The organism is Streptomyces sp. NBC_00016 (genome assembly GCF_045040885.1).
Classification (GTDB): domain Bacteria; phylum Actinomycetota; class Actinomycetes; order Streptomycetales; family Streptomycetaceae; genus Streptomyces; species Streptomyces coriariae.
The window spans coordinates 4,534,580-4,560,289 of record NZ_CP108304.1 but is presented as its reverse complement, the minus strand read 5'-3'; the positions used below and the strand labels follow the sequence as shown (position 1 = coordinate 4,560,289).

26 protein-coding genes are annotated in these 25,710 nt (G+C 71.5%); 15 read left to right on the top strand and 11 right to left on the bottom strand.

All coding sequences use genetic code 11. The features are described from left to right. Positions 1–191 precede the first annotated feature (191 nt). Positions 192–1,112 carry a glycosyltransferase gene (locus tag OG933_RS20195; RefSeq protein WP_362276356.1) on the top strand — a complete coding sequence of 307 codons (921 nt, stop codon included), beginning with the start codon at positions 192–194 and terminating at the stop codon, positions 1,110–1,112. 495 nt (positions 1,113–1,607) lie between these two features. Further along, positions 1,608–3,911 carry a BTAD domain-containing putative transcriptional regulator gene (locus OG933_RS20190; protein WP_405628180.1) on the top strand — a complete coding sequence of 768 codons (2,304 nt, stop codon included), beginning with the start codon at positions 1,608–1,610 and terminating at the stop codon, positions 3,909–3,911. A gap of 104 nt (positions 3,912–4,015) precedes the next feature. Here the strand turns inward: OG933_RS20190 and OG933_RS20185 are convergent, their stop codons facing one another. Then, complete coding sequence (locus OG933_RS20185; protein ID WP_405628178.1) at positions 4,016–5,764, bottom strand: bifunctional 3'-5' exonuclease/DNA polymerase; 1,749 nt, start codon at positions 5,762–5,764, stop codon at positions 4,016–4,018. Positions 5,765–5,824: 60 nt separating this feature from the next. Continuing rightward, positions 5,825–6,601, bottom strand: coding sequence for a Clp protease N-terminal domain-containing protein (locus tag OG933_RS20180; protein WP_405628175.1), 777 nt, complete (start codon positions 6,599–6,601; stop codon positions 5,825–5,827). A gap of 91 nt (positions 6,602–6,692) precedes the next feature. Between OG933_RS20180 and OG933_RS20175 the strand changes: the two genes are divergently transcribed. Then, positions 6,693–8,006, top strand: coding sequence for a DUF2786 domain-containing protein (locus tag OG933_RS20175; protein WP_405628174.1), 1,314 nt, complete (start codon positions 6,693–6,695; stop codon positions 8,004–8,006). 30 nt (positions 8,007–8,036) lie between these two features. Here the strand turns inward: OG933_RS20175 and OG933_RS20170 are convergent, their stop codons facing one another. From OG933_RS20170 to rpmB, 4 genes are all read right to left on the bottom strand, one after another. Further along, on the bottom strand, positions 8,037–8,582 hold the full coding sequence (locus OG933_RS20170) for a DUF4232 domain-containing protein (protein ID WP_405628172.1): 546 nt from the start codon (positions 8,580–8,582) through the stop codon (positions 8,037–8,039). 148 nt (positions 8,583–8,730) lie between these two features. Further along, the gene (locus OG933_RS20165) at positions 8,731–9,246 is read right to left on the bottom strand and encodes a hypothetical protein (RefSeq protein WP_405628170.1); all 516 of its coding nucleotides are present in this window, start codon (positions 9,244–9,246) and stop codon (positions 8,731–8,733) included. Positions 9,247–9,388: 142 nt separating this feature from the next. Further along, the gene (rpsN, locus tag OG933_RS20160; protein WP_362522458.1) at positions 9,389–9,694 is read right to left on the bottom strand and encodes a 30S ribosomal protein S14; all 306 of its coding nucleotides are present in this window, start codon (positions 9,692–9,694) and stop codon (positions 9,389–9,391) included. After that, positions 9,694–9,930 (bottom strand): 50S ribosomal protein L28, encoded by a 237-nt coding sequence (rpmB, locus tag OG933_RS20155; RefSeq protein WP_054241771.1) that lies wholly within the window; start codon positions 9,928–9,930, stop codon positions 9,694–9,696. The genes rpsN and rpmB overlap by 1 nt, the downstream gene beginning before the upstream one ends. 74 nt (positions 9,931–10,004) lie before the next feature. Between rpmB and rpmG the strand changes: the two genes are divergently transcribed. From rpmG to OG933_RS20130, 5 genes are all read left to right on the top strand, one after another. Next, entirely contained in the window at positions 10,005–10,169 is a 165-nt protein-coding gene (gene rpmG, locus OG933_RS20150) for a 50S ribosomal protein L33 (RefSeq protein ID WP_019753828.1), read from the top strand. A 9-nt stretch (positions 10,170–10,178) separates the two neighbouring features. Next, positions 10,179–10,442, top strand: coding sequence for a type B 50S ribosomal protein L31 (locus OG933_RS20145; protein ID WP_383470790.1), 264 nt, complete (start codon positions 10,179–10,181; stop codon positions 10,440–10,442). 2 nt (positions 10,443–10,444) lie between these two features. Then, entirely contained in the window at positions 10,445–11,587 is a 1,143-nt protein-coding gene (locus OG933_RS20140; protein ID WP_405633451.1) for a CobW family GTP-binding protein, read from the top strand. A 4-nt stretch (positions 11,588–11,591) separates the two neighbouring features. Next, entirely contained in the window at positions 11,592–11,828 is a 237-nt protein-coding gene (rpsR, locus tag OG933_RS20135) for a 30S ribosomal protein S18 (protein WP_362522460.1), read from the top strand. Positions 11,829–12,708: 880 nt separating this feature from the next. Next, on the top strand, positions 12,709–12,927 hold the full coding sequence (locus OG933_RS20130) for a DUF397 domain-containing protein (RefSeq protein ID WP_052183895.1): 219 nt from the start codon (positions 12,709–12,711) through the stop codon (positions 12,925–12,927). Positions 12,928–13,076: 149 nt separating this feature from the next. Here OG933_RS20130 and OG933_RS20125 read toward each other — a convergent pair whose 3' ends face one another. After that, positions 13,077–13,562 (bottom strand): ATP-binding protein, encoded by a 486-nt coding sequence (locus OG933_RS20125; RefSeq protein WP_028807289.1) that lies wholly within the window; start codon positions 13,560–13,562, stop codon positions 13,077–13,079. A 374-nt stretch (positions 13,563–13,936) separates the two neighbouring features. Between OG933_RS20125 and OG933_RS20120 the strand changes: the two genes are divergently transcribed. From OG933_RS20120 to OG933_RS20100, 5 genes are all read left to right on the top strand, one after another. Next, complete coding sequence (locus OG933_RS20120; RefSeq protein WP_052183894.1) at positions 13,937–14,761, top strand: helix-turn-helix transcriptional regulator; 825 nt, start codon at positions 13,937–13,939, stop codon at positions 14,759–14,761. A gap of 122 nt (positions 14,762–14,883) precedes the next feature. After that, a complete protein-coding gene (locus OG933_RS20115) occupies positions 14,884–16,344 on the top strand; it encodes an aldehyde dehydrogenase family protein (protein WP_362522461.1) in 1,461 nt (486 codons plus the stop codon). A gap of 96 nt (positions 16,345–16,440) precedes the next feature. Next, positions 16,441–17,082: a PadR family transcriptional regulator gene (locus OG933_RS20110; RefSeq protein WP_267019076.1), complete on the top strand. Its 642-nt coding sequence runs from the start codon at positions 16,441–16,443 to the stop codon at positions 17,080–17,082. 80 nt (positions 17,083–17,162) lie between these two features. Then, positions 17,163–18,134, top strand: a complete 972-nt coding sequence (locus tag OG933_RS20105; protein ID WP_362522462.1) for an ATP-binding cassette domain-containing protein — start codon at positions 17,163–17,165, stop codon at positions 18,132–18,134. After that, positions 18,131–18,892: an ABC transporter permease gene (locus OG933_RS20100; protein WP_267019074.1), complete on the top strand. Its 762-nt coding sequence runs from the start codon at positions 18,131–18,133 to the stop codon at positions 18,890–18,892. The genes OG933_RS20105 and OG933_RS20100 overlap by 4 nt, the downstream gene beginning before the upstream one ends. Before the next feature lie 11 nt (positions 18,893–18,903). On the opposite strand, the gene OG933_RS20095 is transcribed toward OG933_RS20100, so the two are convergent. Next, positions 18,904–20,310 carry a glutamate decarboxylase gene (locus tag OG933_RS20095; protein WP_405628162.1) on the bottom strand — a complete coding sequence of 469 codons (1,407 nt, stop codon included), beginning with the start codon at positions 20,308–20,310 and terminating at the stop codon, positions 18,904–18,906. A gap of 30 nt (positions 20,311–20,340) precedes the next feature. Next, complete coding sequence (locus tag OG933_RS20090) at positions 20,341–21,624, bottom strand: ion channel protein (RefSeq protein ID WP_362522465.1); 1,284 nt, start codon at positions 21,622–21,624, stop codon at positions 20,341–20,343. A 127-nt stretch (positions 21,625–21,751) separates the two neighbouring features. Here OG933_RS20090 and OG933_RS20085 point away from each other — a divergent pair, with 127 nt between their 5' ends. Further along, complete coding sequence (locus OG933_RS20085; protein WP_362522466.1) at positions 21,752–22,513, top strand: MerR family transcriptional regulator; 762 nt, start codon at positions 21,752–21,754, stop codon at positions 22,511–22,513. A gap of 27 nt (positions 22,514–22,540) precedes the next feature. Here the strand turns inward: OG933_RS20085 and OG933_RS20080 are convergent, their stop codons facing one another. Next, positions 22,541–22,906, bottom strand: coding sequence for a YbjQ family protein (locus OG933_RS20080; protein ID WP_362522467.1), 366 nt, complete (start codon positions 22,904–22,906; stop codon positions 22,541–22,543). Between the two features lie 140 nt (positions 22,907–23,046). On the opposite strand from OG933_RS20080, the gene OG933_RS20075 reads away from it, so the two are divergent. After that, entirely contained in the window at positions 23,047–24,033 is a 987-nt protein-coding gene (locus OG933_RS20075; RefSeq protein WP_405628158.1) for a DedA family protein, read from the top strand. 4 nt (positions 24,034–24,037) lie between these two features. On the opposite strand, the gene OG933_RS20070 is transcribed toward OG933_RS20075, so the two are convergent. Then, on the bottom strand, positions 24,038–25,699 hold the full coding sequence (locus tag OG933_RS20070; RefSeq protein ID WP_405628155.1) for a threonine/serine exporter ThrE family protein: 1,662 nt from the start codon (positions 25,697–25,699) through the stop codon (positions 24,038–24,040). Positions 25,700–25,710: the final 11 nt, after the last annotated feature.

Below are 25,710 nucleotides of genomic sequence, written 5' to 3'. Positions count from 1 at the left end.
AGGCGACCCGTCGGGCGCATCGCCCCAAGGGGCCGGATCGGCGGAACCGGCTTAGGCAGAACCGGCATAAAAGGGAAGCAAAATGAGGCGGCGTCGGAGCAACGCTCGCACCTGAGGCAACATCTAGGTGAACGACGGGCCCGCGCGTGGACGGGACGCGGTCGCGTCGAGGGCCGGACGGAGTGAGGGACGTGGTGGACGTGGGGGACTTCGGGGACGCGGCGGAGCCGAGGATCGCCGTGGCCGTGGTGACCATGGGCAACCGGCCCGCCGAGGTCGACGCGCTGCTGGAGTCGGTGGCCAAGCAGGACCTGGCGCCCGCCCGCATCGTGATCGTCGGCAACGGCTGCGAACTGCCCGACTTCGCCCAACGCCTCTTCCTGCCCGGCGAGGTCACGACGATCGACGTCGACGAGAACCTCGGCTGCCCCGGCGGCCGCAACGTCGCTCTCGCCCGGCTGAGGGAGTTCGGCGACGTGGACGTCGTGGTCGACCTGGACGACGACGGGCTGCTCGTCGACGCCGACGTGCTGAGCCGCGTCCGCGACCTGTACGCCGCCGACCCGCGCCTCGGTATCGTCGGCTTCCGTATCGCCGACGAGCACGGCGAGACCCAGCGCCGGCATGTGCCGCGCGTCGGCGCCTCGGACCCGATGCAGGGCGGGTACGTCACCGGCTTCCTCGGTGGCGGCCACGCCCTGAGCATGGCCATGCTCGCGGAGACCGGCGACTGGCCCGCCGAGTTCTTCTTCGCGCACGAGGAGACCGACCTGGCCTGGCGCGCCACCGACGCCGGCTGGAAGATCCTCTACGCGCCCGAGCTGCTCCTCCAGCACCCCAAGACCTCGCCCGCCCGGCACGCGATATACCACCGGGTCACGGCCCGGAACCGGGTCTGGCTGGTCCGCCGTAACCTTCCGCTGCTCCTCATCCCCGTCCACCTGGGCGTCTGGCTCGCCGTCACCCTCCTGCGGACCCGCTCGCTCGGCGGTCTCAAGGCCTGGTTCGGCGGGTTCGCGGAGGGCGTGCGCAAGCCGGCCGGACATCGGCGGCCCATGAAGTGGCGGACGGTGTGGCGGCTGACCCGGCTGGGCAGGCCGCCGGTCATCTGAGGGGCCGTCGGGACCACCAGTACGGACCGGAACGACACGCACCAGTAGGGACCGGAACGGCACGCACCAGTAGGGACCGGAACGGCACGCAACGGAACGGGGCGCAGGGCCCGGTCGGTCACCTCCGCCGACCGAGGCCCCGCGCGCCCCCGGATTCGGCCGCGGCGGCGACGCTCCCCCGAGTTGCGCGTCGATACGCGCGCACCGTCGGGCCGATTCCGATGATGTGATCACATCAGATCGCGCCAACGGATCGCTAACATGTGGCCAACGGTTCTTCGCGATGCCGCTGGTCACTCGGTGTTCCGGTAGGGCGGCCGGGTACGCGTCCCGAGCGCGAGCGGGCCGAGCGACTCGGTGATGCGAATCGTCAGCGATGCGTCATGCGACTCGTAGCGCGACCTGGCAAGGCAACTCGGCAAGGCAACTCGGCGAGGCAACTCGGCAAGGCAACTCAGGAACAGACCCTCGGTGCGGACCGGGCGTGGAAGGACGATGGGCGGCGTGATGCGGCGGTACGGGCTGCGGTTCGGGCTGCTGGGCCCACCGGTCCTGTACACGGCCGACGCGCCGGACGCCGAGTGCGAGGCAGGTGTCCCTCCCTACGACATCGTCCGCAGCCCGAAGGTACGTGCCCTGCTGGCGTCCCTGCTCCTCGACGCGGGCCGGATCGTGCCCGTCGAGTCGCTCAAGGAGGCGCTGTGGGGCGGCGCGCCGCCGGTGTCCGCGCAGGCCTCGCTGCACAATCACGTGACCCGGCTGCGTCGGCTGCTCGACGACCCCGAGCGGCTGCGCGCGGTGCCGCCCGGCTACCGGCTCCGGGTCGAACACGGCGAGCTCGACGTCCACGTGTTCGAGCGGCACGTCGCCACGGCACGCGGCGCGCACGCCGCCCGGAACTGGGAACGCGTCGCGCGCGAGTGCGCGGCGGGACTCGCGCTGTGGCGAGGCACCCCGCTGAGCGGACTCCCGGCCGACCTGGGCGGCTACGCCTTCGTGCGACGCCTGCGGGAGGCCCGGCTGCTCCTGCTGGAGTGGCGCTACGACGCCGAACTCGCCCTTGGCGGAACGCGGTTCGAGCGGCTCGTCCCGGAGCTGACGGCCCTGGCCGCCGACCATCCGCTGCGCGAGGCCTACCACCGGCAGTTGATGCTCGCCCTGCATCGCACCGGCCGCCAGGCCGAGGCCCTCGCCGTCCATCGCGACCTGCGCGCCCGCCTCGCCGAGGAACTCGGCATCGAACCGGGCCCGGCGATACGCGACGCCCACGTGGAGATACTGGCCCCCACGACCGACGATCGCCCGACTCCGGTTCCGAGCCCGGCTGCGACGCCGACTCCGGCCCCGATCTCGGCTCCGGCTGCAACGACGACCGTGGCTCAGGATCCGACGCAGGCTCAGGATCCGACGCCGACGCCGACGCCGACGCCGACGCCGACGCCGACGCCGGCTCCGAGTCCGGCTGTGACGCCGGCTCCGGCTCCGGCTCGGGCTGCCACTCCGGCTCGGCCTGCCACTCCGACTCCGGCTGCGGTTCCGACTCCGACTCCGACTCCGACTCCGACTCCGACTCCGACGACCTCACCTCCCACCCCGGCCACCGAGCCTGAGCCCCCGCCCGCGCTCACGCCCCCGCCCGCGCTCACGCCCAAGTCCGCGCTCACGCCCAAGTCCGCACCCGATCTCGCCCACCCGCGCACCCGACCGGCGCAACTGCCGCCCCCGCCGGCCCACTTCACCGGCCGCGTCGAGCCCCTGCGTCTCCTCCACCGCACGCTTGCCGGCGACAGTCGGGTCGTCGTCCTCAGCGGTATGGCCGGCGTAGGCAAGAGCGCGCTCGCGCTGCACGTCGCACACGCCCTGAAGGAACGTTTCTCCAATGGGCAGCTCTATCTCCACCTGCATGGCGCCACCCCCGGCATGGCCCCCCTCACCGCACCCCAGGCGCTCACCGCCCTGCTGCGCGACCTCGGTACCGAGCCCCGGCACATCCCCGAACACCCGGATGCCGCGTCCGCGTTGCTGAGGACCCTGCTCGCGCCGACCCGCACGCTCGTCGTCCTGGACGACGTCGCGACCGCCTCCCAGGTCCGCCCGCTGTTGCCGGCCGGTTCCGGCTGCGCGGTGATCGTCACCAGCCGCTCGCCGCTGACCACGCTCGACGGCGCCCACCGCTTCCCGCTCGGGCCGCTGTCGGGCGAGGACAGTGCGGCCCTGCTGCGTGCGGCGTCCGGTCCGGGCGAGGGGCGTGCCGTTCTGGACGCGGCCCATCCCCTCGTCCACCTCACCGGCCGCCTCCCGCTCGCACTGCGCGTCGTCGCCGCTCGACTCGCCGCGCGCAGTGCCCTCACCCCGGACGGGCTGGCCGGTCAACTGGCGGACACCGAGAGCAGGTTGCCCCACCTGGAGTACGACGATCTCAGCGTCCGCCGCTCCCTCGCCGTGGCCCACGACGCGCTCGCCGCCTCCGGACGCCAGGCCGACCGGGACGCGGCCCTCGCCCTGCGCCGCATCGGCACGCTGGACCTGCCCACGTACGACGCCCCCCTCCTGGCCCGACTCACCGGCACCGACGAACCCCGCGCCGAGTCAGCCCTGAACCGGCTCGTCGACGTGGCACTTCTGGAAGAGCACGCATACGGCCACTACACCCCGCACGACCTGGTACGGGACTTCGCCCGCGAACTGGCGAAAGCCGACGGGACGGAAGTTGACGTGGCCGACGTCGATGGGACGAAGGCCGAAGGGGCGAATTCCGAGCCGGCGGGGGGCGAGGTTCCGGAACCCGAGCTGCCCTGATGCGAACCGCCGGCGTCCGAACCGCCGGCATCCGATGCGCCGCCGATGCGCTGCCGATGCGCTGCCGACGCGACACCGAAAGCGTCCCCGCCCGACCGAGCCGGTCACTTCGCGTCGGCGTAGCACTCCACCACCGCCGTGGTGAACGGAAACCGCACCGGTGTCTCCCCGAACGTCAGCCGCCCGGCCAGGTCGGACGCCTCGCGGATCGCGGCGACGACCGTCTCGGCCTCCTCCTGCGGACAGTGCACGATCACCTCGTCGTGCTGGAAGAAGACCAGCTCGGCCGCCATCCCCGCACAGGCCTGCCGGAGCGCGGCGAGCAGCAGCAGCGCCCAGTCGGCGGCGCTGCCCTGGACGACGAAGTTGCGGGCGAACCGGCCACGCGCGCGTGCGTTGGTCGAGGCGTACCCCGGCACCCACTGCCGGTCGGCAGCGGTGTCGTCGTCTCCGCCAGGACTGCCAGGGCTGCCGGAACCGCCAGGACCGCCGAGGGTGGCGGAGTCGACGGGGATGCCGGCCTCCTCCGTACCCTCGTCCCCCGCCCCGCTCGCCGGAGGGCAGGTCCGGCCGAGCCAGGTCCGCACGAGCCGTCCCTCCTCGCCGGCCCGCGCCGCCTCGTCGACGTACGCCACCGCGCGCGGGAAGCGGCGGCGCAGTGCGGCGAGATTCTTCAGACCGTCCCCGGAGGTCTGGCCGTAGACCGCGCCGAGGACGGCGAGTTTCGCCTGGGCGCGGTCGCCGGAGAAGGCGCGGTCGGAGACGGACTGGTAGAGGTCGCTCTCCCGGCCGGCGACCTCCATGAGCCCGGGATCGCGGGAGATCGCCGCCAGCACGCGCGGCTCCATCTGGTCGGCGTCGGCGACGACGAGCCGCCAGCCCGGGTCGGCGACCACTGCCCGCCGGATGATCTTGGGGATCTGGAGGGCGCCGCCGCCGTTGGTCACCCAGCGCCCGGTGACCGTGCCGTGGGCGAGGAACTCCGGCCGGAACCGCCCGTCCCGCACCCAGTCCTGGAGCCAGGACCACCCGTGAGCCACCCAGATGCGGTACAGCTTCTTGTATTCGATCAGCGGCTTCACGGCCGGGTGGTCGAGGGACTCGATCTCCCAGCGCCGGGTCGACTTGATCCGGATGCCGGCCTGCGCGAAGGCTTTGACCACGTCGGCGGGCAGGTCGGGGCGGACCCGGCGCCCGAAGGCGGCCGAGACCTCGTCGGCCAGCTCGGCCAGCCGCCGGGGCTCGCCCCCGCCCGCGTACCGCTCGCCGAGCAGGTCGTGCAGGACCGCGCGGTGCACCTCCGCGCTCCACGGCAGCCCGGCCCGGTTCATCTCGGCGGCCACCAGCATCCCCGCCGACTCGGCCGCCGTCAGCAGCCGCATCCGCGCCGGGTGTTCGGCCAGCTCGTGCCGCCGCTGCTGCTCGGCGTAGACGGCGAGCAGGTCTTCGAGCGGCAGCCGGACGGCGGTGTCCTGTGCCTCGAACAGCGAGGACTGCGCGCCGGGCGCGGCGGAGCGCTGCGGCGGGTCCGGCGGTACGGGGCCGCCGCGCAGCCGGGCCAGCGCGGCGGCCGCCGAGCGGGGCTCTCCGGAGCGCCCCTCGTGACCCAGGAGGAGGGTCTCGGCGTCCTCGACGTCGTAGCACCGCTCTACTCGCACCCCCGTGGCGAGCAGACGTGGATACACCTCGGCCGTGGAGCGCCAGACCCACCGGGTGACGTCGGGCCGGTCGCGCACGGCCCGCGCCAGGTCCGCCTCCCGCAGCACCGGGCCGGTGGGCAGCCCGCCGGGACCGAGGGGGGCGAGTTCCACGCCACCGTCCTCGGCCGGAGCGAGTGCCCACCGGTCGGCCATGCTGTGAGTGTGGCAGGAGGGTCTGACAACGCCCCTGACCGTTGCTTTTGCCCCTGGCGGCTACTCCTGCCCTTGTCCCGGCTCCTGCCCCGGCTCCTGTCCCGGCTCCTGCCCCTGCTGCACCGAGATCGTGGCCAGAACCTTCGCGACATACCGCTCGGTGCCGGTCTTGTCGACGCCGAGGCCGCTGAGGACGCCCTCGCCGTTCTCGAACTCCAGCAGCGCCAGCAGGATGTGCTCGGTGCCGATGTAGTTGTGCCCGAGGCGGAGCGCCTCGCGGAAGGTGAGCTCCAGGACCTTCTTGGCGTCCGGCCCGTAGGGCACCAGCTCGGGCGCCTCCGCCACGGCGGGCGGGAGCGCGGCGGTCGCGGCCTCGCGGACCGCGTCCAGGGAGACGCCCTGCTCGGTGATCGCCTTCGCCGCGACGGCCTCCGGCTCGGCGAGCAGGCCGAGGACGAGGTGCGCGGGCAGCCCCTCGGCGTTGCCGGCGGTCTTGGACGCGTTGTGCGCGGCCATGACCGCGTTCCGCGCGCGGGGGGTGTAGCGGGTGAAGCCCTGGCTCGCGTCGAGGTCGGCCGACTCCTTCGGCACGAACCGCTTCTGGGCGGCCTGCCGGGTGACGCCCATGCTCCGGCCGATGTCGGTCCAGGAGGCACCCGAGCGGCGGGCCTGGTCGACGAAGTGGCCGATGAGATGGTCCGCCACGTCGCCCAGGTGGTCGGCGGCGATGACGGCGTCCTGGAGCTGGTCGAGCGGCTCGTTGTGAACCTTCTTGATGGCGTCGATGAGGTCGTCGAGACGGACGGACGAGGTGGTGCCGGGTCGTGGAGACGTCATGTGTCAACCGTAGGTTGACAGTAGGGGAGTGTCAACCCGAGGTTGTCACTCCCGTGGGCGTCGGCGCCGGGCTCCGTGACACGATCGACCGGTGAGCAGCACCCACCACAGCAGCCCGAGCGACGACCGGTCCGACGACCGGTCCGACGACCGGTCCGACGACCGGTCCGACGACCGGTCCGACGACCGGTCCGACGACCGGTCCGACGACCGGTCCGACGACCGGTCCGACGACCGGTCCGGCGGTCGGTCCGGCGGCCCGGCCGGCGACTCGTCCGGCGGCCGGTCCGGCACCGTCGAACGCGCCTTCCGGGCCGCGCTCTACGACACCGCCGACGCCACCCTCGACACCGGCGCCTCGCTCCTCGCCGCCGACCGCGCGGCGGACGCCGAACTGGCCGGGCGTGGCAGGGAGTTCGTGGCGGCGGCCTGGCGGCGGGGCTGGCAGCCCGCCGACCTCGTACGGTTCGTACGGCGCGAGCTGGACGACGTCCACGTCGGCCTGGTGACGGAGCTGATCCGCGCGCAGGCGCGTGACGACCGGGCGCGCGGACGGCGCTGGGCCGCCCAGCTGGCGGAGCTGTCCGACGACACTCCGCCCGCGCCCGCCACCGACCGTTTCACGTACGCCACCACGGTCCTGGAGCTCTACCGCCTGCTGCTGCGCCTGCCCGCCCTCGAACCCCTCCAGGAATCCGAACCGCACCGGCAGTCCCGCCCGGGCTCGCACTCCCGCATGCTCACCCGCATCCGCGCGCTGCTCGCCAAGGCCGAGGCGACCGGGTTTCCGCAGGAGGCGGAGGCGCTCACGGCGAAGGCGCAGGAGCTGATGGCCCGGCACAGCGTCGACGAGGCGCTGCTCGACGCCCAGGCGCCGGCCCCGGACGCGCCGGGCGCCTGCCGGATCGGCGTCGAGCCGCCGTACGAGCAGGCGAAGGCGGTGCTGCTGAACGCGGTCGCCGACGCGAACCACTGCCGGGCGGTGTGGAACGAACCCTTCGCCTTCTCCACGGTCGTCGGCTTCGAGGCCGATCTGGAGGTGGTGGAGCTGCTCTACACCTCGCTGCTGGTGCAGGCGCAGTCCGCGATGGCGAAGGCGGAGGCGGCCCAGCGGGCCGGCGGCCGCAGGCGGACCAAGACCTTCCGGCAGTCCTTCCTCGCCGCCTACGCCCACCGCATCGGCACCCGCCTGGGCGAGGTCACCGCCGCCGCCGAGACCCAGGTGACCGAGGAACTGCTGCCTGTGCTCGCCTCCCGGTCCGTCGCGGTCACCGCCGCGACGGACCGGATGTTCCCGAAGACCGTCTCCACCCGCCTGCGCGGAGTCACCGACGAGGCGGGCTGGACCGAGGGCGCCGACGCGGCGGACCGGGCCAGGATGCGGTCCCGGCCCCGCCTGCCGTGACACTCCGGTCGGGGGCCGGTGCCCGGTCGATCAGTCGCCCGCCTGCTGGAAGGCGCTCACCGTCGCGTCCGGCACCTTTCCGCTCTTGAGGGCGACATCGCCGTACGACCAGGGGAAGCTCTGGTCGGCCGAGCCGCCCGGCAGGCCGTACTTCACCGTCTTGACGGCGAGGCTCTGGTCGCCGCCGTCCTCGCCGCGCACATAGGTGATCGTGAAGGTGGCGGTGCCCTGCGCCGGGAGGGTCAGCGCCTGCGCCTCGGCGGCCTCGTCCTTCGGGACGGTCGTGGAGCCGCCGTCGGTGGTGAGATCGACGGTGGGGAAGCCGTTCAGGGTGCACTCCGCGCCCTTGTTGGTGAGCGTGACGGTGACGTTGCCGCTGTCACCGGCGGCGGGAGCGGCGTTGACGGGGCCGACCTCCTGGCCGAGGTCGTCGGCGGCGCAGGCGCCGCCGGCGGAGGCGGTGGATTCGGCGGCCTTGCTCTCGTCGGTGCCGGAGCCGCTGTCGTCCCCGCCGCCGCAGGCGGTGAGGAGCAGGGCCGCGGCGAGAGCGGTGACGGTGAGGGGAACGGCGCGCATGAGTGATCCCTAGGGTTTCGTGACGGTGCTCGAAGGATCATCACGCACGCGCGCGTGCACGTGTCGCGCGCCCCCGCTCTCGTGACCGCTTCGCTACCCGGACCGTCCGAGCCGTTCCGGGCCCCGCGAAGTCGAGAGGGCTTCCGGACTACCCGAGGCCGGGCGACGGCAGCCCCGACGGCCACTGGCCGCCCTCCGCCTTGGCGAACGTCTCCTTGCCGACCGCACCCGACCAGGTGACCTTCAGGGACTTCGCGTCGGCGGAGTCGACCATGCCGGTCGTCCGGTCGTCCGTCCCGCTGGTGCACTTGAGGTGGATCATCTGCATGCCCGCCTCCTCGCCGGCGGTCCCGCTGCACACGGTCCCGCCGGTCACGAAGAGGGCGGCCTGCTTGCCGGTGATGATCAGGGCGACGGCCTTGCCGTCCGTCGTGGCGAGCCAACTGCCCTCCAGTTCACCCGAGGCGGAGACGGAGGCCGAGGCGGAGTCCGTCGCACCGCTCGTGCCTCCGGTCGTGGGCGTCGCCGAGGAGCCGTCGTCGGACCCCCCGTCGTCGCTGCACCCCGTCAGCACGAGTACGCCCGCCAGCGTGGCGGCCGCGGCAACGGCCGCGGCCCGCACCGGCCGACGGGACGCGCCCCGCGAGAAGATCGCCGAAGTCACTGCAAGCTCCCAAGCTGTAGCCGGCCGACCGGGTCGACCGCACGGACCGCGGACCGTACGGACCGTGGGGCCGTACGGCCCGGTAAGGGACCGCAGCAAGCTACCAGCAAGTCCCCGCGGAACACTGGGGGTGGCCTGTGACCTACCAGGACGACTTCCGGACCCCGGGCAGATGTCCGGCATGGGCCCGCTCCCGCAGGCTCACCCGGGACAGCCCGAACGTCCGGAAGTACCCGCGCGGGCGCCCGTCCACCTGGTCCCGGTTGCGTACGCGCGTCGCGCTCGCGTCCCGCGGCTGTGCGCGCAACTCCCGCTGTGCCGCCTCACGTTCCGTGTCCGTCGACTCCGGCCGCCTGATGATCTCCTTCAGCTCGGCCCGCCGCGCCGCGTACCGCGCGACGGTCGCCTGCCGCTTGTCGTTCTTCGCGATCTTGCTCTTCTTCGCCATCAGATCCGCACCCCCCGCGCGCGGATGCGCGCCACGGCCGCCTCGACGCCGATCGTGTCGACGGTCTTGATGCCCTTCGTGCTCAGCCGCAGCCGTACGTGGCGGTTCTCGCTCGGCAGCCAGTAGCGCCTGGACTGGATGTTCGGGTCGAAGCGGCGCGAAGTGCGCCGGTGGGAGTGGGAGATGCGGTTGCCGAAGCCCGGCTGGGCGCCGGTCAGCATGCAGTGCGCGGACACGGGTGACGTACCTCTCCAGGGTCGATGCCAGGGGCAGTAGTACTAATGGAATTCATTTTCAGTAAGGTAGCAGCATGGCACGCAACGAACTCCGCCCGGTCATCAAGCTCCGGTCCACGGCGGGAACGGGCTTCACCTACGTGACCCGCAAGAACCGCCGCAACGACCCGGACCGCATGACCCTGCGCAAGTACGACCCCGTCGTCGGCCGTCACGTCGACTTCCGAGAGGAGCGCTGAACCACCGCCATGCGCAAGGGAATCCACCCGGCCTACGGTCCTGTCGTCTTCCGTGACCGCGCCGCGAACCACGCCTTCCTCACCCGCTCGACGCTGACCGCCACGACGGCCGGGAAGACCGTCGAGTGGGAGGACGGCAACACCTACCCCGTCGTCGACGTCGAGATCTCCTACGTCAGCCACCCCTTCTACACCGGCACCGCCCGCGTCCTGGACACGGCCGGCCGGGTCGAGCGCTTCGAGCGCCGCTTCGGGAAGCGGGGCGGGGCGTGAACATGTCGGTCGTGATCGTCGGCGGACTGCACGCCGACGCCCGCCGGACGACGGTCGCGCGTCTGCTCGCCGACGTCCCGGGCAGCGTCGTGCTCCACCACGACCTCTCGACGGCCGTGGCGGGCACGGTCGTACGGACCGTCAGCGACGCCACCGGCATCCTCGCCGCCGGCGAGACGCCCCTGGTCAACGACTGCGCCTGCTGCGCCCTGCGCGAGGATCTCGTCCCCGAGCTGCGTCGCCTCGCCGACGACGGCAGCACGCGTCTCGCGGTCGTCGAACTGTGGGACTCCGTCGAGCCCAAGGCCATGGCCGAGGTGGTCGTGGCCGGCGGGCTCACGGTCACCGGCGTCGTCACCGCCGTCGATCCGGCGCTGCTCCTGCCCTGCCTCGGCAACGGCGACGACCTCGCCGAGTGCGGTCTCGCCGCGGCCGCCACCGACCGGCGCACGGTCGCCGACACCTTCGCGCGCCAGTTGGAGTACGCGCCCGTGCTGGCCGTCGTCGACTCCGAGGAGGCCGACGACGAGGACCGCGAGCTGCTGGCGCAACTGCACCCGACGGCCCGCCAGGTCCGGATCGGGCCGGCCGGCCGTGCGGACGCGCGGTCGGCTCTCGCCCGGGCGGTGCTGGCCGGCTTCGACGTCGAGTCGGCCGCCGCCGCCCAGCACCCGGCCTGCGCGCTGCTGCCCGCCGAGGCCGACGCGCACGGGGTGAGCACCTTCGTCTGGCACCGGCGCCGCCCGTTCCACCCGGAGCGGCTGTACGCGGCGCTGGAGGACCTGACCTGCGCGGCCGCCCGCAGCCGGGGCCGGTTCTGGCTCGCCGACAAACCCGATGTCCTGCTCCACTGGGACGCGGCCGGCGGAGCGCTGTGCGTGGAGTCGGCCGGTCCCTGGCTCGCGTCCCTGCCCGACGCGGCCTGGGACATGGTCCCGCCGGTGCGCCGCGCCGCCGCCGCGCTGGACTGGCACCCCGAGCACGGCGACTGCTGCCAGCACCTGGTCTTCACGTCCCCCGGCCTGGACCGGGACGGCCTGGCGCACCTCCTGGAGTCCTGCCTGCTCACCGACACCGAGTACGCCGCCGGCCGGGCCGCCTGGAAGCGGCTGCCGCCCGCCTTCGACACCCTCCTGGAGGTCTGAACCGATGCCCCGCAAGACCGAGCACCGGCCGGCCAAGGCCCGCCCCAACCCGCTCGACCAGGCCGAGATCACGTACATCGACTACAAGGACACCGACCTCCTGCGGAAGTTCCTCTCCGACCGAGGCAAGATCCGCAGCCGCCGGATCACCCGCATCTCCGCCCAACAGCAACGCCAACTGTCCCGAGCCATCAAGAACGCCCGAGAAATGGCCCTACTCCCGTACGCCAGCCCCCGCTGACCCGCCCCGCCCCTTCCCGCAGCTGTCCTGTACGCGTCCTCCCCGTCCACCCGCGCCCCGCCCGGGAGTGGCTCCATCCGTACTTCCGGGCCCGCTGTCGCCGTACGGCCCGCCCCTCATCCGGATGACCGGATTCACCTACGGCGTCTACTCGCCCTGGCCGTTCGAGGCAGCCGCCGGCCCGACAGTGAGCCGAGGCGTCGCTACGGCGTCGGGCCGTCTCCGTCCCGCCCTCGCGGCCGACTTCACCGTCGTGCGCGGGGGCGGCGGCTTGTCGCCGTCGATCGTCGTCGTCCGGGGTGTCCCGTTCCCGGCCGGGGTGGCGGGCCGGTCGGCTCGGCCTCGGACGGACAGGTGTCGGGGGGTTTCGGCGTCGGGCGGGATGCCTGAGGAGTGCCCGGCCGCCGCGCCGCCCGCCGTCCCGCGGCACTGGCGTACACCGGGCGAAGCCACATCCGGAGGGGCGTCCTGCCGTGCCGAGCGGATGACGGGCATCCGCCGGAACCGCTCCTTTCGGGACGGCCCCGCCGCCGCACACCGGCCCCCGTCAGCCGATCCGTTCCCGTGTCGACGGAACAGGACGGCCGCGCCGTGCGTCTGTTCCTAGTGCAGGAGTAGTTCGATCCGGACGACTTTCACGTGGACCCGACGTCGACCGCCGACCCGGACGCGCGGGGCGGAACGCCGGGTAAAGCGGGCGTCAAAGCTGTAACCAGGCAGGCACCCCGCGTGCACGTGCATCTGCTCATGCGTCTGCACATGAACGGGGTTATGATCCGGGACAGTTGACCACGGCACCAATGGCCACACGAGCCAGTGCACCACCAGGGAGCGACCTGTGGACCACCACGTTGACGGGGGGCACGACGTGCACAACGGCATGACGGCCACACAGCTGTACGGGGTTGCCTGGCAGAAGAGCCGGCACAGCAACTCGCAGGGTTCCTGCGTCGAGTTCGCACGGCTGCCGGGCGGTGACGTGGCCGTGCGCAACTCGCGCTTCCCCGACGGTCCCGCACTCGTCTACACCCGCGCGGAGATCGAGGCGATGCTGCTCGGCATCAAGGACGGCGAGTTCGACCACCTGATCGCGAGCTGACGTCCCTCGACGTCCTCGCCCTCGTCTCGGCCGCTCTCCGTCCCTTCTCCCCGCGCCTTCACTCCGCGCGCACCCGGATTTCGGACTTGTCGCGCGAAAACGGCGGGCAACGCGCGTAGAACCGCGGCGTCAGAGCGCGCCGCGGTTCGTCATTCGGCAGGCGTGTGCAGCCGGAAGAGTGCCCAGACGACCTTGCCGCCCAGGCTGCCGGACAGCGGGTGCCAGCCCCAGCTGTCGGCGAAGGAGTCGACGAGGAACAGGCCGCGGCCCGACTCCGCCGAGAAGTCGTCGCTCTCGCGGGGCAGCGGACTCTCCCGGCTGGGATCGCGCACCGCGCACACGAGTCGCTCGGTCCACCGCATCAGGTGCAGCCGCACGGGCGGATGCTGCCGGTCCGGTACGTGCGGGACGTCGTCGGAGGAGAGTCCGTGTCTGAGGGCGTTGGTCACCAGCTCCGAGACGACCAGACAGACATCGTCGAAACGGTCGCCGACGTCCCACTGGCCGAGGGTCCGCTTGGTGAACTGCCGGGCCTCGCGCACCGCTTCGAAGCGGGCGGGCAGGGCACACGAGGCGGCGTTGGACACGGCCGCGGGATCAAGCGGCGGAAGGCCCTGCCGTAACGGCTCGAGCATGGTCGATCCATTCGTCCCCATGCGAGGCACTCCCGGGATTCGCGGTCGTTGCGATGCAGCGGTGGCGCGAGACCATGGTTTCCGATGCGCACTGCGGATGCAAGGGCAGATGCACGTGCACGTGACCGAAATGGACCCGCCCGTACCGCTTCTTGGCCATTTTTTCCGCCAACTTCTCGCCCATCAGAGCCACTTCCCTTGCTTTCCCCTCACTGTTCCCTCGCATCGCGCTGTACGTATCCTTTGTCTTCTTTCCATCTCTGTAATCGGACGAGTACTGCTCGAAGTGTTTTAGTGGCAGACTGCGGCCCCTAAGACGGTTGGGGAGGCTGGCGAACGTGAGCGCGGGAGAGCCCGGATCGGTGGTGCGGCGGATGCTGCTCGGCTCGCAACTACGGCGGCTGCGTGAGGCACGCGGCATCACGCGCGAGGCGGCGGGTTACTCGATCAGGGCTTCGGAGTCGAAGATCAGCCGGATGGAGCTGGGCCGGGTGAGCTTCAAGACCCGGGACGTGGAGGACCTGCTGACGCTGTACGGCATCACGGACGACACCGAGCGCCAGGCACTCGTCGGACTCGCCCGTGAGGCCAACGTGGCGGGCTGGTGGCACAGTTACTCGGACGTCCTGCCCAACTGGTTCCCCACCTACGTCGGCCTGGAGGGCGCGGCCGCGCTGATCCGGGCGTACGAGGTCCAGTTCGTGCACGGCCTGCTGCAGACCGAGGCGTACGCCCACGCGGTCGTCAGCCGCGGCATGAAGGGCGCGAACGCGGCCGACATCGACCGCCGCGTGGCGCTGCGCCTGGAGCGGCAGAAGTACCTCGTCGCCGAGAGCGCCCCCGACTTCCACATCGTCCTCGACGAGGCGGCGCTGCGCCGGCCGTACGGCGACCGCGGGGTGATGCGCGGACAGCTCCAGCATCTGATCGAGATCTCCGAGCGCCCCAACGTGCGGCTCCAGGTGATGCCGTTCAGTTTCGGCGGGCACTCCGGCGAGTCCGGCGCCTTCACCATCCTGAGCTTCCCGGAGTCCGACCTCCAGGACGTCGTCTACCTGGAGCAGCTCACCAGCGCCCTGTACCTCGACAAGCGCGAGGACGTCGCGCAGTACGAGCAGGCGCTGAAGGAGCTCCAGCAGGACAGCCCCGGGCCGGACGAGAGCCGGGACCTCCTGCGCGGCCTGATCCAGCTGTCCTAGGGATTACCCTCGGCGCCTCCTGGAACGGCCCCAACTCCCTTGAAACCCCCGTACGATGACGTGTGATCAGATCGTGATGCCGATCGATCGCAGCCGATCGCAGCAGGGGATTGAGGGATCACATGACGTCCTACTTCACTGACCTGGCCCAGCAGTACATCGACGGTAAGTGGCGTCCGGGGACCGGGTCCTGGGACATCATCGACTTCAACCCCTACGACGGCGAGAAGCTGGCCTCGATCACCATAGCCACCGTCGAAGAGGTCGACGACGCCTACCGTGCCGCCGCCCGGGTCCAGAAGCAGTGGGCCGCGACCAATGCCTATGCCCGCCGCTCGGTCTTCGAGAAGGTGCTGCGGCTGGTCGAGGAGCGCGAGGCGGAGATCAGCGAGGTCCTCGTCGCCGAGGCCGGCGGCACCTTCGGCAAGGCCGCCTTCGAGCTGCACCTCGCCAAGGAGTTCCTGCGCGAGTCGATCCACCTGGCGCTGCGTCCCGAGGGCCGCATCCTGCCCTCGCCGATCGACGGCAAGGAGAACCGCGTCTACCGGGAGCCGGTCGGCGTGGTCGGTGTGATCAGCCCGTTCAACGTGCCCTTCCTGCTGTCGCTGAAGTCCGTCGCCCCCGCGCTGGCCCTCGGCAACGGTGTGGTGCTCAAGCCGCACCAGAACACCCCGATCGCCGGCGGCACCGTGATCGCCAAGCTCTTCGAGGACGCCGGACTGCCCCCGGGCCTGCTGAACGTCGTCGTGACCGACATCGCCGAGATCGGTGACGCCTTCCTGGAGCACCCGATCCCGCGGGTCATCTCCTTCACCGGTTCCGACAAGGTCGGCCGCCATGTCGCCACCGTCGCGGCCTCGCACTTCAAGCGGTCCATCATCGAGCTCGGCGGCAACAGCGCCTTCGTCGTCCTCGACGACGCCGACGTCGACTACGCGGTCGACGCTGCCGTCTTCAGCCGCTTCGTCCACCAGGGCCAGGTCTGCATGGCCGCCAACCGCATCCTGGTCGACCGCTCGCTCGCGGACGAGTTCACCGAGAAGTTCGTCGCCAAGGTGAAGACCCTCAAGGCCGGCGACCCGCGCGACCCGCAGACCGCCATCGGCCCGGTGATCAACTCCCAGCAGGCGGAGGCCGTGACCGGCGCCGTCGAGCAGGCGATCGCCGAGGGCGCGACCGCCCTGCTGCACGGCACGACCACGGACAACCTCGTCGAGCCCTCCGTGCTGGCCGGCCTGCCCGCCGACTCCGCCCTGCTCCAGCAGGAGGTCTTCGGCCCGGTCGTCTTCATCAACACCTTCGACGGCGAGGAGGAGGCGGTCCGCATCGCCAACGACACGCCGTACGGCCTCAGCGGCGCCGTCCACACCGCCGACATCGAGCGGGGCGTCGCCTTCGCCAAGCAGATCGTCACCGGCATGTTCCACGTCAACGACGCCACCGTCCACGACGAGCCGATCGTCCCCTTCGGCGGCGAGAAGAACTCCGGCGTCGGCCGCCTCAACGGCGAGACGACCCTGGAGGCCTTCACCACCACGAAGTGGATCTCGGTCCAGCACGGCCGCAGCGGATTCCCGTTCTGAGCCGACCGACCCCTGAGGGCCGGTGCTTCGGCGGCACGGCGGACATGCGCCCGGGCACCTGACGGGCGCGTGTCCGCCACGCCATAACCTGGGCGCATGTCAGCGATCCGTCTTCTCGTGCTGGGCGCCGTGCGTCAGCACGGGCGGGCCCACGGCTACCAGGTGCGCGGCGACCTGGAGTACTGGGGCGCCCACGAGTGGTCCAACGCCAAGCCGGGCTCGATCTACCACGCCCTGAAGCAGATGGCGAAGCAGGGGCTGCTGCGCGAGCACGAGACGGCCCCGTCCACCGCGGGCGGCCCGCCGCGTACCGAGTACGAGATCACCGAGGCCGGCACCGAGGAGTACTTCAGGCTGCTGCGCGAGGCGCTGACCTCCTACGACCAGAAGACGGACGTGAAGTCGGCGGCCATCGGCTTCGTGGTCGACCTCCCGCGCGCGGAGGCCGTGTCGCTCCTGAAGGAGCGCATCCACGGCATCGAGGAGTGGCGCTCCGCCGTCACCGAGCACTACGTCCCCGAGGACGGACCTGAGCAACTGGGCCACATCGGGGAGATCATGAACCTCTGGATCCACACGGCCGACGCCGAGGCCACCTGGACGCGGGGCCTGATCGCGCGGATCGAGCGCGGCGCGTACACCTTCGCGGGGGAGGGCGAGCCGTTCGTCGGCGTCCTCGCGGAGGGCGAGGAGAACCCGTACGCCACGGATGAGCGGCATCCGGGAGACACCCGCTAATCAAGTTTGACGAGACCGGTCGGTGGCGATACTTTGCCTCAGTAGTCAAGTTTGATTAGTAGAGGGGTTGGGGGACTTTCGTGGCCGACACGGCGATCACCGTCGAAGGCGTACGCAAGAGGTACGGCGACACACAGGCACTGGACGGGCTCGACCTCACGGTGGCCCGCGGCACCGTGCACGGGGTGCTCGGGCCGAACGGCGCGGGCAAGACGACCTTGGTCAGGATCCTGTCCACGCTGCTGCGGCCGGACTCCGGACGCGTCGAGGTGGCGGGCCACGACGTCGTGCGCCAGGCCAGGGAGGTCCGCCTGCGCATCGGACTGCTCGGCCAGCACGCCGCCCTCGACGAGGAGCTGGGCGGCCGCCAGAACCTGGAGATGTTCGGCCGCCTCCACCACCTGGGCGCCCGCCACGCGCGCGTGCGCGCCGACGAACTCCTGGAGCGCTTCGACCTCACCGCCACCGGCCGCAAACCGGTCCGCGCCTACAGCGGAGGCATGCGCCGCCGCCTCGACCTGGCCGCCTCCCTCATCGGCAACCGGCACGGCACCGACCCGGAGGTGCTCTTCCTGGACGAGCCGACCACCGGCCTCGACCCGCGCGGGCGCGCCGAGGTGTGGTCCGCGGTCCGCTCGCTGGTCGGCGGCGGGACGACGGTCGTGCTCACCACCCAGTACCTGGAGGAGGCCGACCAGCTCGCCGACCGGATCTCCGTCGTCGACCGGGGCCGCGTGATCGCCGACGGCACGGCGGACGAACTGAAGGCGCTGACCGGCGGCGACCGCATCGACGTCGTCCTGCGCGACGCGGGCCTGCTGGGCGCGGCCGTCGCCCTGCTGCCCCTGCCCAAGGAGGACGTCACCGTCGACCCCGACCGACGCCTGCTCAGCGCCCCGGTCACCGACCGCATGGCCGCCCTCTCCGCCGTCGTCCGCGCCCTGGAGGAGGCCGGCGTCGAGGCGGAGGACGTGGCCCTGCGCCGCCCCACGCTGGACGAGGTGTTCCTGCACCTGACCGGGCAGGACGACCGTACGAAGGAGACCGTGTGAGTACGTACGCGCTGACCGATTCCTGGACCATGACCCGGCGTGAACTCGCCCACTGGGCACGGCAGCCGGGCCGCCTGGTCGTCGGGCTCGTCTTCCCCGTGATGCTGCTGCTGATGTTCGGCTACCTGGTCGGCGGCGGCCGGGGGGTGAGCGGCGACTACCTCGACTACCTGATGCCCGGCATGCTCGCGCTCACCATGGCCTTCGGCCTGGAGGGCACCATGCTCGCCGTCACCCAGGACCTCAACAAGGGTGTCATCGACCGGTTCCGCGCCATGCCGATGGCCGACGGCGCGGTCCTGGTGGGCCGTTCGGCGGCCGACATGCTCCAGTCGGCCGTGGGCCTGGCCGTGCTGATCGTCGTCGGCCTCGCGCTCGGCTGGCGGCCGCAGGGCGGGCCGGGTGCCTTCCTGGCCGCGGTGGGCCTGCTCCTCCTCTTCCGCTTCGCGATGCTGTGGATCGGCATCCATCTGGCGCTGGTGGCCGGCAAACCGGAGATGGTGCAGGCCGTGCAGATCCTGGTCTGGCCGGTCGGCTTCCTCTCCAACGCCCTCGCCGCCCCCGCCGCGATGCCCGGCTGGCTGGGCACCGCCGTCGAGTGGAACCCGATGTCCCGGACGGCGACCGCGGTACGCGACCTGTTCGGCGGCCTGGGCGCCGACCCGGCCCACCTGTGGGCAGCCACCGCCTGGCCCCTGGCCCTGCTGGCGGTCTTCTTCCCCCTGGCAATCCGGAAGTTCGCCCGCATGAGCCACTGAACGGACACGACCTAGTGGTGGAACCCGGTCGCCGCGGTCTTGTCCCGGGTTCGGGGTGCCGACTGCCGGCGGAGTTCCGGAAGCAGCCGGGACAGGTCCTCCACGAACATGTCGGCGAGGTCCTCCGAGAAGCCGTTCCTGCACACGACCCGCAGGACGGACAGGTCCTCCCGGTTCGGCGGGAACGTGTACGCGGGCACCAGCCAGCCGCTCTCGCGCAGCCGCCGTGACACGTCGAAGACGTCGTACGAGTCCACGCCCGGGGCCGTCGTGAAGGCGAACACCGGCAGCTCGTCGCCCCGGGTGAGGAGCCGGAAGTCGCCGAGCGCCTCCACCCGCTCGGCGATGCCCCGGGCCACGTCCCGCGTGGTCTGCTGCACCGCCCGAAAGCCCGCGCGGCCCAGCCGCAACAGCGTGTAGTACTGCGCGACGACCTGGGCGCCCGGCCGGGAGAAGTTGAGGGCGAAGGTCGGCATGTCGCCGCCCAGGTAGTTCACCCGGAAGACCAGCTCCTCCGGTAGGGCCTCCTTGTCCCGCCACAACGCCCAGCCGACACCCGGGTACACCAGCCCGTACTTGTGCCCGGAGGTGTTGATCGAGGTCACCCGCGGGAGGCGGAAGTCCCACACCAGGTCCTCGTCGAGGAAGGGGGCGATCATCGCGCCGGACGCGCCGTCCACATGCACCGGGATGTCGAGTCCGGTGCGCTCCTCAAGGGCGTCGAGGGCCGCGCAGAGGTCAGCGATCGGTTCGTAGGAGCCGTCGAAGGTGGAGCCGAGGATGCCGACGACGCCGATGGTGTTCTCGTCGCACAGCTCGGCCGCGGCCTGCGGGTCGAGGTGGAAACGCTCGCCCTCCATGGGGACCAGGCGGGCCTCCACCTCCCAGAAGTTGCAGAACTTGTCCCAGCAGACCTGGACGTTGACGCCCATCACGAGGTTGGGCCGGGCACCCGGGTAGCGGTCGGAATTGCGCTGCGCCCACCGCCGCTTCATCGCCATCCCGGCGAGCATGCACGCCTCGCTCGACCCGGTCGTCGAACAGCCCACGGCCGCCGACGGATCGGGCGCGTTCCACAGGTCGGCGAGCATCGCCACGCAGCGGCGCTCCAGTTCGGCGGTGCGCGGGTACTCGTCCTTGTCGATCATGTTCTTGTCGCGGCACTCCGCCATCAGGATGCCGGCCTGCGGCTCCATCCAGGTGGTGACGAAGGTGGCCAGGTTGAGCCGCGAATTGCCGTCCAGCATCAGCTCGTCGTGCACCAGCTGGTACGCCGCCGACGGTGGCGTCGGGCCGTCCGGCAGCCGGTGCTTGGGCGGCGCCTCGATCATGCCGCTGACCGGATCGGCCTCGCCGTAGAAGGGGTTCACGGACAGGGGCCGCTCGTCGGACTTCTCGGGACCTTTGTGCAGCGCCATGGGAGTGCCTCCTGATGGATCGAACGGGTGTCAGCGGACCGAAGTTCCGTCCGCGCGCAACTGCATCTGCGGCCGCCCCGTCACCAGCAGCCAGGCCGGCAGCGAGGCGATGCAGAGCAGGGCGATGATCGACGGCGAGGCGACCAGGACGGCGGCGACGAAAAGGCTCACCCAGCCCTGCCGCGTGATGGCCAGGAGGACGCCCAGCACCCCGGTGGCCACGCCCACCGCCGGATGGACGCCCGGCACGAGCGCATGGGCGGTGAAGCCGAGGGCGGAGCCCACGAACACGGCCGGGAAGATCCGCCCGCCCCGGAATCCGGAGGTCGCGGCGACGACCAGCGCGGCCATCTTCACCACCGTCATCGTGGCGAACTGCCCGGCCGTCCAGCCGTCGGGGTCGGCGGCGAGCTCCGCGACCTCGTCCAGCCCCTTGAAGAGCGTCAGATGGCCGCCCAGGGCCGCCAGCAGCCCCAGCACGACCCCGCCGGCCGGGAGGATCAGCATCGGGTGCCGCAGCCGCGCGAAGGCGCCGTGAAGGTACGGGAAGGCGTACACGCCGCACATGCCGAGCACCGCGCCCGCCGACGCGACCACCATCGCCGCCAGCAGGTCGCCCCAACCGGGCTGTCCGAACGGGGGCAGGTGCATGTCGAAGCTCGGATGGGCCACCAGGGTGGTCGTCATCGCGCCGGCCGCGGCGGCGACCAGCGGTGTGAACACGCTGTCCCACAGCGGCCCCTTGGTCTGCCGTCCCGCCAGCGCCTCGGAGATCAGCAGCGCCGCCGCCACCGGCGTACCGAACAGCGCGCCGATGGTCGCCGCCTCCGCGAGCATCACCCACACCGCGCCCGGCGTATGCGGCCGGAGCCGGTGGCCCAGCCAGAAGACGACAGCCACGTTCACGGCGATGATCGGGTTCTCCGGCCCCAGGCTGGGTCCGCCCGCCAGCATCAGCGCGGTCGCCACCAGCAGCCCGGGGAGAACCACCGGCGGCAGCACGCGCGCGTCCAGCCCCATCGTGGCCGGGTCGGGACCGGCGTGCCCCGGCACCTTCCACACCACCAGCCCCACCAGCACGCCCGTCATGGTGAGCATGACCATCATCCAGAGCACGGAGTACCGGCCCACGCCCAGCGCGTCCGGGAGGTTCTGCCACAGCACGTGCTGGAGTTGCTCGGCCGCCCCCTCCACGAGCAGGAGCACCAGGCTCGCCAGCACGCCGATGGCGAGGGCGGGCAGGATCGACGGCAGCAGGGTGCGTGCCGGGGTCGCCGGAACGCTGGGCGGCTGCTGTGCGGTGTCCTGGGCCACGGGCTCACGATAAGCGGGCAAAACAGACATGACATCCGGGGCGGCGACGGACGAGGCGGAATCCGCCTTGCACCTCACGCGGCGTGAGGACGCACCGTGGAGCGCGTACGAGGAGGGAGCGGACGAAGTGAGCTACTCGGTAGGACAGGTCGCCGGATTCGCCGGTGTCACGGTGCGCACGCTGCACCACTACGACGACATCGGCCTGCTCGTCCCCGGCGGGCGCAGCCACGCGGGTCACCGGCGCTACGACGACGCCGACCTCGACCGGCTCCAGCGGATCCTGTTCTACCGCGAGCTCGGCTTCCCGCTCGAGGACGTCGCGGCCCTGCTCGACGATCCGGCGGCCGACCCGCGCGCGCACCTGCGCCGGCAGCACGAGCTGCTGACCGCCCGGATCGAGCAGCTGCAGAAGATGGCCGCGGCCGTGGAACACGCGATGGAGGCACGCGAGATGGGCATCAACCTCACGCCCGAGGAACGGTTCGAGGTCTTCGGCGACAAGGACCCGGAGCAGTACGCCGAGGAGGCGGAGCGGCGCTGGGGCGGCACCGAGGCCTACGCGGAGTCGCAGCGCCGCGCCGCCCGCTACACGAAGGACGACTGGAAGCGTCTCCAGGCCGAGGTCGACGACTGGAGCGAGCGCTACACGGGCCTGATGGCCGCCGGTGAGCCGCCGGCCGGCGACGCGGCCATGGACATGGCCGAGGAACACCGGCAGCACATCGGCAGATGGTTCTACGACTGCTCGTACGAGACGCACCGCTGTCTGGGGGAGATGTACGTCTCCGACGAGCGCTTCAAGGCGTTCTACGACGCGATGCGCCCGGGCCTCGCCGAGCACCTCAAGGAGGCGATCACGGCGAACGCGGCCCGGCAGACGGCGTAGGGCGTCCCTGTGGGTCCTGGTCCGGGGCTACTCCCGGACCAGCACCACCGCGGTTCCGTACGCGCACACCTCGGTGCCCACCTCCGCCGCCTCCGTCACGTCGAAGCGGAACATCAGCACGCCGTTGGCTCCACGCGCGCGTGCCTGCTCGACGAGGCGTTCCATGGCCTGGTTGCGGGTCTCGACGAGGGTCTTCGTCAGGCCCTTGAGCTCACCGCCGATCATCGACTTGAGGCCCGCGCCGATCTGACTGCCCAGGTGCCGTGAGCGCACGGTCAGCCCGAAGACCTCGCCGATGACCTTCTCCACCCGGAACCCGGGTGCGTCGTTCGTGGTGACGACCAGTACGTCCGGCTCGGGGCCCTGCCCGCCGCCGTAGTCTTCGATGCCCATGGCTCACAGCTTCGTCCCAGCGGGCCCACAGTGCATCCCGGAGACATCCGTGGAACCTGGGGCGGACACATTGCGTTGATAGCTTTGTGCGGCTGCACCATGGACGCCGCCCTTCCCCCACCCATCAGGAGCCCGGAACCGTGACGACGATCGCCCTCGGACCGAGCTGGCTGGACCCCAATTACCTGCTCGACAACTTCGGTCTCTGGGGCCTGCTGCTCATCGTCTTCGCGGAGTCCGGCCTGCTGATCGGGTTCTTCCTGCCCGGTGACTCCCTGCTGTTCACCGCCGGCCTGCTGATCACGTCGAACCAGCTGGACTACCCGCTGTGGGGCGCGGTCGCGCTGATCTGCGTCGCCGCGATCCTGGGCGACCAGGCGGGTTACATGTTCGGCAAGAAGGTCGGGCCGTCGCTCTTCAACCGACCGGACTCCCGGCTCTTCAAGCAGGAGAACGTCACCAAGGCGCACGAGTTCTTCGAGAAGTACGGCCCGAAGTCCCTGGTCCTGGCCCGCTTCGTGCCCATCGTGCGCACGTTCACGCCGATCATCGCCGGCGTCAGCGGCATGCGGTACCGCTCCTTCCTGGTCTTCAACGTCATCGGCGGCGTCCTGTGGGGCGCGGGTGTCACCCTGCTCGGCTCCTGGCTGGGCAACATCGACTTCGTCAAGAAGAACATCGAAGCGATCCTCATCCTGATCGTCCTCGTCTCCGTGGTCCCGATCATCATCGAGTTCCTGCGGGCCCGCTCGAAGGCCAAGAAGAACCCGCAGCAGACCCCGTCGCAGGCTCCCGGGCAGCAGCACCAGCCCCACCAGCAGCAGCCCCCGGTCATGGACGACGCGACGACCCAGCTCCGCCGGATCGACCAGCACGACCAGCAGTACCAGTACGGCGACCAGGGTCACGGCCACGGCCAGAACCAGGGCCAGAACCAGGGCCAGAACCAGGGTCAGGTCGAACAGCCCGACTACTACGGTCAGCAGCAGTACCCCCAGCAGCAGCCGTACCCGCAACAGCAGCAGTACCCCCAGGACTGGCAGCAGCAGCCCCGACAGCAGCCCCAGCAGCAGCCGTACGGCGCGCAGCAGAACGGCCAGTACCCCTACGACAACCAGGGCTACTAGAGGCTCAGAAGCCCCGCGTCCGCTTGGCGGCCCGCCGCTTCTCGGCGGAGCCGATCCGCAGGAACAGCCGCGAGATCTCGGACCCGAGGTTCACGCCGATCGCGATGGCCATCGCCAGTGCCGCGGCCTTGGTGATCGACACCAGCCCCGCGTCCACCTCGTTCTGCGCGATGGCCAGCAGCCCGAAGTAGGTCGCCGATCCCGGCAGCAGGGGCCCGATCGCGGCGGTCGTGTACGGCAGGGCGGAAGCGAACCGGTAGCGCGAGAGCAACTGCCCGAACAGGCCCACCACACCCGCCGCGACGGCCGTGGAGGCGACCGGCGAGATCTCCCCGGCGTAGTGCATCGCGCCGTACACCGACCACGCCACACCGCCGTTCAGGGTGACGGCCAGCACGGTGGATCGTTCCTGCTGAAGCAGCACCGCGAAGGTCAACGACAGCAGCATCGACGCACCGATCTGCCACAGCGGCCGCTTGGTGATGCCCAGGGCCGCGTCGGGATTGAGATGCGCGCCGAGCTGCACACCGACGTAGAGCATCACCAGCACGCCCGCCACGATGCCCACGAAGAAGTACATGACCTCCAGCAGACGCGCGGCCGCGGTGATGTAGAAGCCGGTCAGGCCGTCCTGGACGCCCGCCACCAGCGCCCGTCCGGGCAGCAGCGCGAACAGCCCACCGGTGATCACCGCGGACGCCTTCACCTCGACGTGCGCCAGCGTCAGCGCGATGCCTATCGCGGCCGGCGGCATCGCGGCGACCAGGAACTGGTAGAACTCCGGCAGCCCGCGCCCCGCGCAGAGCCACGCCAGCCGGTCACCGAGCATCGCGCCGAGCGCCGCCGCCACGAACACGACCAGGTCGCCGCCGACCAGCACCGAGGCCGCGCCCGCGAGCAGCCCGCTCGCCGAGGTCAGCACCCAGGTGGGGTACGGATGCCGGTTGCGGCGCATCTCCGCGAGCCGCCGGTAGGCCTCTTCCAGGGAGAGATGGCTCTCCGGGTCGCTCAGGTCGTCCACGAGCCGGAAGACGGCCGCCAGGCGCGTGTAGTCGGTGCCCCGGCGGCGGACCGTCCGGGACGCCGTCACCGGGTCCTCCACCAGGGACGGCTGGTACGAGATCGACAGCAGCGTGAAGGTGACGTTCGGTTCGCAGCGGTCGAGCCCGTAGGAGCGGCAGACCGCGAACATCGCGGCCTCCACGTCCTCGGCGCCCTCCCCGCCCGCGAGCAGCAGCTCGCCGATACGCAACGTCAGGTCGAGCACGCGCGGGACGGCCGGACCGCCCTCCTCCGCCTTCGGCCCCGGCTCCGGCGCCGGCCGGTCTGCCACCGGCATCCGCAGCATCGTGCGCATCCGGTCCTGCCAGGGCAGGTCCTTGATCAGACTCACCACCGGCACGCCTTCGGCCGGCGTGAAGGCCGACGGGGCCTGCCGGGCGCTGTACGTGCTCGGGAGGCTGAACGCCGATCCCTCGCCCTCCCCGGCGGCGGGCGTACCCACGTCCAGCCCGCTCGGGACGGCGAACTCCGACGTGGTCTCCGGTTCACCGCCGGTTCTGGGGACGGCGAGCCCCGCCGGGATCGCGAACTCGGACGTGATCTCGGGGTCGAAGCCACCCCTCGCCTCGCCCGACTGCGGTTTGCGGTCCTCCGCCTCCGACACTCAGCAACGCT